Source organism: Streptomyces sp. NPDC018029, assembly GCF_044327655.1.
Lineage (GTDB): Bacteria > Actinomycetota > Actinomycetes > Streptomycetales > Streptomycetaceae > Streptomyces.
This window is the reverse complement of record NZ_JBIRFV010000023.1, coordinates 1-7722: the sequence shown is the minus strand read 5'-3', so window position 1 is coordinate 7722 and position 7722 is coordinate 1. Positions and strand designations below refer to the sequence as shown.

Below are 7722 nucleotides of genomic sequence, written 5' to 3'. Positions count from 1 at the left end.
CGCCGGCGACGGCGCCCCCGGCGACATCGCCCTGCAGGCCGCCCGCCACCAGGCCCGCCGCGTCGTCGACACCGCCGCCGCCCTCAAAGCCGGCCGCACCGCCCTCTGAGCCCCCCGGGGGCCCGCCCCGGGCCCGCCCGCCGGACCGCGCTCCGCCGCACCGCACCGCATCGCACCGCCTGTCCCTCCGGTCCTCCGGTCCCGTCCGCCCGTCCGCCTGCCCTCCTGGCTGTCTGCCGCTGCCGTCTGCTGCCGGCGCGCCGTCACACGCCCCGGACCGACGGCCCCGGGCAGCCGGCCTGGGCGACGGTCCCGGCAGCCGCCCAGGACGGCCGCTCCGGGCAGCCGGCCCGGGTGACCGTCCCGGTTGGCCGGCCGGGTGACCGTCCTGGGCGGGCGGTCCGGGCGGGCCCGCGCGGTCTCGGTCAAAACCGTGCGGGCCCGCCCGGTGCCGGCGGGCGGGGCCGGGGGCACGGCCGGTGGCAGAAACCGGTCCGAGGGGGCGCCCCCGGGCGCCGTGACGCGGCCCGCGGGCGGCCGCCGGCGCCGGGGAAGAGAGGGGGCCGGTGTGGCCCCTTTGTTTCCGCGGCGGCGGCCGCCCCGCGTCCGCCTCACCGGGTCCGACGAGACAGCCCCGCACATTGTGAGGCCACCTGGCACCACCGCTCCTGCTCCCGCGCCGCCCCACCGCCCGTGCCCCGGCCCGCCCGGCCGGCCCCGGGCGGGCCTGCCTGCCCCGTGAACCCGCAAAGGAGACAGCCCCGATGAAGGGCTCCACGCTCTACGCCTCGATCCAAAAACGCGGTCTGCACCTGGGCCTGCTGCCCCAGATGGCCGCCGCCGCCAACGGCTCGGCGCCGATCACCCTCGACCACGACCTGGACGTGCTGCCCCGCACCGGCCGCCGCCTGACGGTCGCCCAGTTCGCCGACGCCGTGGACGATCTGGCGGCCCGCCTGGCCGCGGCCGGGGTACGCCCGGACGAACGCATCGTCATCCACAAGAGCGCCAACGCCGACATCTGGATGCTGGGCGCGGCCGCCTCCCGCATCGGCGCTGTCCCGGTGATGCTCTCGCCCGCCCTGGACGCCGCGACCATCGCCGCCCTCATGGCCCGCCTGCAGCAGCCCACCCTGCTCACCGACACCGCGAAACTCGACGCCGGCCTGGCCAAGGAGGACCTGGACCACCTCACCCGCCGGGTGCTGATCGTGGCCGGCGAGCGGGCCGGCACCCAGTCCCTGGCCGACCTGGCGCACGCGCCGCGCGTGGCCCCGGTGGTGCGGCCCATCGACGAGGCCGCGGTCATCACCCACACCTCCGGCACCACCGGACTGCCCAAACTCGTCGTGCACACCCCCCGCACCCAGGGCATCCGCCTGGTGCCCCAGTGGCGCCTGCTCGCCCTGATGCGCAAGAAAGACACCGTCGCGATCCACATCCCCTTCGTGCACTCACGGATGGTCGCGGCCATGTCCCTGGCCCTGCTCAAACAGCTGCCCATCCTGCTGCTGAACGACTCCGACCCCGACAGCGTCGCCGAACACTTCCTGGCCCACCGGCCCGGCTTCGTCGAGGCCCTGCCCAACTCCCTGATGGACTGGGAGGACCTGGCCGGCGACCCGCGCCGGCCCTTCGCCTCGGTGAAGGTCTTCAGCAGCACCTTCGACGCCATCCACCCGCGCACCATGAGCCGGCTGCTGAACGCCTCCCGGCGGCCCGGCGCCCTGTTCTTCCAGATCTACGGACAAAGCGAGGTCGGCCCGGCGGTGGGCCGCGCCTACTTCCGCACCTCCGCCCACAAGGCCAACGGCCGCTGCGTGGGCTGGGCGATGCCCTACGGCGCCGCCAGGGTCCGCGTGGTCAGCCGCAACGGCCGGCCCCCCTCCGCGAAGAACCCCGGCTTCATCGAGGTCGCCTGGCCCGGCCTGGCCAAGACCTACTTCGCCGAACAGGACCGCTACGACGTCAACCGCAACGGCGCCTGGTGGCGCACCGGCGACGTCGGCTACCGCACCAAACTGGGCTGCCTGCACATGCTCGACCGCGAAGTCGACATGATCGAAGGAGTCCGCAGCTCCCTGGAGGTCGAGGACGTCGTCCTTGGCCGCCTGCCCGAACTGAGCGAACTGGTCGTGGTGCCCGGCCCCGGCGACGAACCCACCCCGGTCATCTGCACCACCGACGACACCCCCCTGGACCCCGCCCGCTGGCGCGCCGCCGTCACCGACTTCCCTCAGCTCGCCGACCCCGTCCACATCCCCCAGGCCCAACTCCCGCGCACCGCCACCCTCAAGGTCCAGCGCATCGCCCTGTCCCACCAGCTCCAACAACGCCTCACCGACACCGCCTGAACCCCGCCCGGCCCCCAGCCCCCGGCCCGGCAGCCGCACCCGGGCGCGGGCGGGGCGGGGGAGCGGCGGACGCTCACCCACCCCCCGTACGCCGGGCGAAGCCCCGCCCCTGCCACGGCAGCTGGCCCGCACGCGCGGCGGAGCGCACGCGGCCCGGAAACCCGCTGCACGCAGGCCCCCGGGACCCGGGAGGCATGCCGCGCGACGCAGCCGGGCCGGGGCCCGGCCGCCCGCTCCCGCCCGCGCGCGGCCCGGGCCAACGGCCCGGCCTTCCGAGGAACGCGGCGCAGGGCCACGGCCAGGACGCCGGCGCCGCACAAGCCACCAAACCGCCAAGCCGCCAAGCCATCAAGCCATCAAGTCACTTGTTTCCTTTGTTCCTTCGCTCGCCCTGGAGAGTCATGTCCCGTCGCCTGTTCACCTCGGAATCCGTGACCGAGGGTCACCCCGACAAGATCGCCGACCAGATCAGTGACACCGTCCTGGACGCCCTGCTCGCCCAGGACCCCGCCTCCCGCGTCGCGGTCGAAACCCTCATCACCACCGGCCAGGTGCACATCGCGGGCGAGGTGACCACCGCCGCCTACGCCGACATCGCCACCCTGGTCCGCAACAAGATCCTGGAGATCGGGTACGACTCCTCGGCCAAGGGCTTCGACGGCGCCTCCTGCGGCGTCTCGGTGTCCATCGGCGCGCAGTCCCCCGACATCGCCCAGGGCGTCGACACCGCCTACGAACAGCGCGTCGAAGGCGCCGCGGCCGGTGCGGAGGGAGACGAGCTGGACAAGCAGGGCGCCGGCGACCAGGGCCTGATGTTCGGTTACGCCACCGATGAGACCCCCACCTTGATGCCGCTGCCCATCGAGCTGGCCCACCGCCTCTCCCACCGCCTGAGCGCGGTCCGCAAGGACGGCACCGTCCCCTACCTGCGCCCCGACGGCAAGACCCAGGTCACCATCGAGTACCAGGGCAGCCGGCCCGTGCGCCTGGACACCATCGTGGTCTCCTCCCAGCATGCCGCCGACATCGACCTGGACGACCAGCTCACCCCCGACCTGCGCAGCCACGTCGTCGAGCACGTCCTGGCCCAGCTCGCCCAGGACGGCATCAAGCTGGACACCGACGACTACCGCCTGTTCGTCAACCCCACCGGCCGCTTCGAAATCGGCGGCCCGATGGGCGACGCCGGCCTGACCGGCCGCAAGATCATCGTCGACACCTACGGCGGCATGGCCCGCCACGGCGGCGGCGCCTTCTCCGGCAAGGACCCCTCCAAGGTGGACCGCTCCGCCGCCTACGCGATGCGCTGGGTCGCCAAGAACGTCGTCGCCGCGGGCCTGGCCACCCGCTGCGAGGTCCAGGTCGCCTACGCCATCGGCAAGGCCGAACCGGTCGGCCTGTTCATCGAGACCTTCGGCACCGCCACCGCCCCCCAGGCCGACATCGAACGGGCCGTCACCGCCGTCTTCGACCTGCGCCCGGCCGCCATCATCCGCGACCTGGACCTGCTGCGCCCCATCTACGCGCAGACCGCCGCCTACGGCCACTTCGGCCGCGAACTGCCCGACCTCACCTGGGAGCGCACCGACCGCGCCGAGGACCTGCGCAAGGCAGTCGAAGCAGGCTGAGCTCCCGCGCGCCGGCCCGCCCCGGGCACCGCACCCACCGGTACGGTGCCCGGCCCCTGCGCGCCGGCCCCGGCCGGGCGCCGTACCCGGGCTGTGGTGCCCGGCCGCACGCCGACCCGCCCCGGGCGTCGCACCGGTGGTGCGGTGCCCAGCTGCGGGCGCGGGCCGACCCCGCACCGTCGTGCCCGGCGGTGCGGTGCCCGGGCCCCGGGCGCGGGCCCAACCGGCGCCGTAACCGGCACGGCGGTGCCCGCAAGCCGGTGCCCGCAAGGCGTGTCCGGCCCCGTTCCCGGCGGCGCGGCGCCCGGCCCGTGCGCGGGCCCGCCCCGGGCGCCGTACCCGGCAAGGGTGGGTGCCCGGCCCGGCGCGCGCCGGCCCACCGGACCCCGCACCCGGCAAGGGCGGTGCCCGGCCCCGAAGGCGAGCCCCTCCCGGACCCCGCACCCGGCAAGGCCGCCACCCGCCGCCGCCCGCCGCCCCCTGGCCCCTCTCCTACGAGCCCTGCCCCCCCCGCGTCCCACCCCTCGTCTCCCGCGGGGCGCCGTCTTCGTGCGCCGCCGCGTTCCCCTCCAGCGCCGACGCGGCGCCTACACCGGCGCCGATTCGACGCCGACCCGGCGCCGACCGACACCGGCGCCGACCCCACACCAGCGCCGACCCCAGCTTCAAGGAGTGCCTTTCCGTGTGTATCGCCGTGACCGGATCGATAGCGACCGACCACCTGATGGTCTTTCCCGGACGCTTCGCCGAGCAGCTGATCAAGGAGCAGCTGGAGCGGGTCTCCCTGTCCTTCCTCGCCGACCGGCTCGAGGTGCGCCGCGGCGGCGTCGCCGCCAACATCGCCTTCGGGCTGGGCCTGCTGGACCTGGACCCCCTCCTGATCGGCGCGGCCGGACGCGACTTCGCCGAGTACGACAGCTGGCTGCGCGAACACGGCGTGGACACCTCCGCCGTCCAGGTCAGCGACACCCTGCACACCGCCCGCTTCGTGTGCACCACCGACCAGGACCAGAACCAGATCGCCACCTTCTACGCCGGCGCCATGGCCGAGGCCGCCCGCATCGACCTGGCCGCCGTCACCGAGCGCACCGGCCCGCCCCTGCTCGTCCTGATCGGCGCGGACGACCCCGCCGCCATGCTGCGCCATACCGCCACCGCCCACCGCCTGGACATCCCGGTGGCCGCCGACCCCTCCCAGCAACTGGCCCGCCTGGACCGCGAGCAGGCCCGCCGGCTCGTCGACGGCGCCCGCTGGCTGTTCACCAACGAATACGAGGCCGCCCTGCTGATGGAGCGCACCGGCTGGAGCGAGGAGAACCTCCTGGACCGGGTCGGCACCTGGATCACCACCCTGGGCGCCGGCGGCGTGTCCCTGGCCCGCGCCGGCTGCCCCAAACTGCCCGTGCCGGCCGTCCCCACCGACACCATCGCCGACCCCACCGGCGCCGGCGACGCCTTCCGCTCCGGCTTCCTGGCCGGCACCGCCTGGAACCTGCCCCACGAACGCGCCGCCCAGCTCGGCTGCGCCCTGGCCACCACCGTCCTGGAATCGGTCGGCACCCAGGAGTACAAGCTCATCCCCGCCGACCTGATCGCCCGCATCGAGCAGACCTACGGCCCCGGCGCGGCCCGCGTCCTGGAGGCGCAGATCGCGAGGACCGCATGAGCAGCACCCCGCAACAGCGCGCCGACGCCCTGCGCCAGGCCCTGGCCACCCGCGTGGTGGTGGCCGACGGCGCGATGGGCACCATGCTCCAGGCCCAGGACCCCACGCTCGACGACTTCCAGCAGCTCGAGGGCTGCAACGAGATCCTGAACGTCACCCGCCCCGACATCGTGCGCTCGGTGCACCAGGAGTACTTCGCGGCCGGCGTGGACTGCGTGGAGACCAACACCTTCGGCGCCAACCACGCGGCGCTGGGCGAATACGACATCGCCCACCGCATCTTCGAACTGTCCCAGGCGGGCGCCCGCATCGCCCGCGAGGTCGCCGAGGAGTTCACCGCCTCCACCGGACAGCAGCGCTGGGTCCTCGGCTCGATCGGCCCCGGCACCAAACTGCCCACCCTGGGCCACACCGACTTCACCACCCTGCGCGACGGCTTCCAGGCCAACGCCGAAGGACTCATCGCCGGCGGCGCCGACGCGCTGATCGTGGAGACCACCCAGGACCTGCTGCAGACCAAGGCCTCCCTGCTGGGCGCCCGCCGCGCCCTCAGCTCCGCCGGCCTGGACCTGCCGCTGGTGTGCTCGCTGGCCTTCGAGACGACCGGCACCATGCTGCTCGGCTCGGAGATCGGCGCCGCGCTGACCGCGCTGGAACCGCTGGGCATCGACATGATCGGCCTGAACTGCTCGACCGGCCCGGCCGAGATGACCGAACACCTGCGCTACCTCGCCCGCCACTGCCGCGTCCCGCTGCTGTGCATGCCCAACGCCGGCCTGCCGGTACTGACCAAGGACGGCGCGCACTTCCCCCTGGACGCGGCCGGCCTGGCCGACGCCCAGGAAACCTTCGTCCGCGAATACGGCCTCTCCCTGGTCGGCGGCTGCTGCGGCACCACCCCCGAACACCTGCGCCAGGTCGTCCAGCGGGTCAGCGGCCTGACCCCGCCCGCCCGCACCCCGCACCCCGAACCCGGCGCCGCCTCCCTCTACCAGACCGTCCCCTTCCGCCAGGACACCGCCTACATGGCGATCGGGGAGCGGACCAACGCCAACGGGTCGAAGAAGTTCCGTGAGGCGATGCTGGAGGGTCGCTGGGACGACTGTGTGGAAATCGCGCGCGAGCAGATCCGCGAGGGCGCCCACATGCTCGACCTGTGTGTCGACTACGTGGGCCGCGACGGGGTGGCCGACATGGCCGAGCTCGCCGGGCGTTTCGCGACCGCCTCCACCCTCCCCATCGTGCTGGACTCCACCGAACTGCCGGTGCTGCAGGCGGGGTTGGAGAAGCTGGGCGGGCGGGCGGTCATCAACTCCGTCAACTACGAGGACGGCGATGGGCCCGAGTCGCGTTTTGCGAAGGTGACCGCGCTGGCCAAGGAGCACGGGGCGGCGCTGATCGCGCTGACCATCGACGAGGAGGGCCAGGCCCGCACCGCCGAGCACAAGGTCGCCATCGCCGAACGCCTCATCGAGGACTTGACCGGCAACTGGGGTATCCATGAGGCGGACATCCTCATCGACACCCTGACCTTCACCATCTGCACCGGCCAGGAAGAGTCCCGGGGCGACGGCATCGCGACCATCGAGGCGATCCGGGAGCTGAAGAAGCGCCACCCGGACGTGCAGACCACCCTGGGCCTGTCCAACATCTCCTTCGGCCTCAACCCGGCCGCCCGCGTCCTGCTCAACTCCGTGTTTTTGGATGAGTGCGTCAAGGCCGGCCTGGACTCCGCGATCGTGCACGCCTCGAAGATCCTGCCGATCGCCCGCTTCGACGACGAACAGGTGAGTACCGCCCTCGACCTGATCTACGACCGGCGCGCCGAGGGCTATGACCCGCTGCAGAAGCTCATGGAGCTCTTCGAGGGCGTCTCGACGAAGTCGATGAAGGCCGGCAAGGCCGAGGAACTCCTGGCCCTGCCGCTGGAGGAGCGGTTGCAGCGGCGCATCATCGACGGCGAGAAGAACGGCCTGGAGGCCGACCTGGATGAGGCCCTGCAGACCACCCCGGCGCTGGACATCGTCAACAACACCCTCCTGGAGGGCATGAAGGTGGTCGGGGAGCTGTTCGG

At 73.6% G+C, this 7722-nt stretch carries 4 protein-coding genes; all 4 read left to right on the top strand.

The window, feature by feature from the left end:
• Positions 1 to 764: 764 nt before the first annotated feature.
• Positions 765 to 2354: an AMP-binding protein gene (locus ACH4D5_RS38760; RefSeq protein ID WP_398312947.1), complete on the top strand. Its 1590-nt coding sequence runs from the start codon at positions 765 to 767 to the stop codon at positions 2352 to 2354.
• 401 nt (positions 2355 to 2755) lie between these two features.
• Positions 2756 to 3982 carry a methionine adenosyltransferase gene (metK, locus tag ACH4D5_RS38755; protein ID WP_398312944.1) on the top strand — a complete coding sequence of 409 codons (1227 nt, stop codon included), beginning with the start codon at positions 2756 to 2758 and terminating at the stop codon, positions 3980 to 3982.
• 682 nt (positions 3983 to 4664) lie between these two features.
• Positions 4665 to 5648, top strand: coding sequence for a carbohydrate kinase family protein (locus ACH4D5_RS38750; RefSeq protein WP_398312941.1), 984 nt, complete (start codon positions 4665 to 4667; stop codon positions 5646 to 5648).
• A partial coding sequence (locus ACH4D5_RS38745) for a homocysteine S-methyltransferase family protein (RefSeq protein ID WP_398312938.1) occupies positions 5645 to 7722 on the top strand: 2078 nt, incomplete at its 3' end. The genes ACH4D5_RS38750 and ACH4D5_RS38745, both read left to right, overlap by 4 nt.